Below are 1,490 nucleotides of genomic sequence, written 5' to 3'. Positions count from 1 at the left end.
ACGTCGGCGGAGACGTTCCAGTCGTCGGCGAGGATGCGTTGGGCTTCGATGGCCCAGGGCACGGAGACGCCGGAGGCGAGGATCTGGGTGCGGGGGCTGTTTTCGTTCAGTCCTGCGGCCTTCGCTGGGTTGAGCAGGTAGATGCCCTTGATGAGGCCTTCGATGTCGAGGTTTTCGGGTTCGGCGGGTTGGACGATGGGTTCGTTGTACACGGTGAGGTAGTACATGAGGTTTTTGTCCGTGGAGTCCGGCCCGTACATGCGTTCGAGGCCGGAGCGGATGATGTGTCCGATTTCGTAGCCGTAGGCGGGGTCGTAGGTGAGGACGGCGGGGTTGGTGGAGGCCAGCAGGGGGGAGTGGCCGTCGGCGTGTTGGAGGCCTTCGCCGGTGAGGGTGGTCCGTCCTGCGGTGGCGCCGATGATGAAGCCGCGGGTCATTTGGTCCGCGGCGGCCCAGAAGGCGTCGCCGGTGCGCTGGAAGCCGAACATGGAGTAGAACACGTAGACCGGGACCAGCGGCACGCCGTGGGTGGCGTAGGCGGTTCCGGCGGCGGTGAAGGCTGCCACGGCGCCGGCTTCGTTGATGCCGGGGTGGATCAGCTGGCCGGCGGGGGACTCTTTGTAGGCCAAGACGAGGTCGCGGTCCACGGAGAGGTAGTTCTGGCCGCCTGGGTTGTAGATCTTCGCGGTCGGGAAGAACGCGTCCATCCCAAACGTCCGGGATTCATCCGGCACGATGGGCACAATCCGGTCCCCGAACTTCTTGTCGCGGAGCAAATCCTTCAGCAGGCGCACGAATGCCATGGTGGTGGCAGCCTGCTGCTTGCCCGAACCACGCATGGCAACCTCGTAGGACTTCGGCTCAGGCAGTTCAACCGCCTCATGACGGGAACGGCGCTCCGGAACGGACCCTCCCAGCGCCCTGCGCCGCTCCATCAGGTAGGCAATCTCCGGGGCATCGGGGCCAGGGTGGAAGTAGGGAGGGCGGTAGGGGTCGGCATCCAGTTGTTCATCCGAAATGGGAATGCGCAGGTAATCCCTGAAGTCCTTGAGGTCCTCGACCGTCAGTTTCTTCATCTGGTGGGTCGCGTTGCGGCCCTCGAAGTGTGGTCCGAGTCCGTAGCCTTTGACGGTGTGGGCGAGGATGACGGTGGGTTTGCCCTTGAATTCGGTGGCGGCTTTGTAGGCGGCGTAGACCTTGCGGTAGTCGTGTCCGCCGCGTTTGAGGTTCCAGATCTGGTCGTCGGTGAGGTCCGCGACGAGGTCTTTGGTTTGCGGGGTTTTGCCGAAGAAGTGTTCGCGGACGAAGCCGCCGGATTCGGCTTTGTAGGTCTGGTAGTCGCCGTCGACGGTTTCGTTCATGATTTTCACGAGTGAGCCGTCGGTGTCGCGGGTGAGCAGGTCATCCCATTCCCGGCCCCAGACGACCTTGATGACGTTCCAGCCCGCGCCGCGGAAGAACGCTTCGAGTTCCTGCATGATCTTCCCGTT

General features: G+C 63.5%; 1 pseudogene. It reads right to left on the bottom strand.

Going from position 1 to position 1,490, the window contains the following annotated elements:
* A pseudogene (locus tag DFO47_RS21020) lies at positions 1-1,490 on the bottom strand (pyruvate dehydrogenase (acetyl-transferring), homodimeric type); the annotation flags it as partial.

It is taken from the genome of Arthrobacter sp. AG258 (assembly GCF_004364695.1).
Taxonomy (GTDB): domain Bacteria; phylum Actinomycetota; class Actinomycetes; order Actinomycetales; family Micrococcaceae; genus Arthrobacter.
Note: the sequence above shows the minus strand (reverse complement) of the source record. Positions and strands in the feature narration are given on the sequence as shown.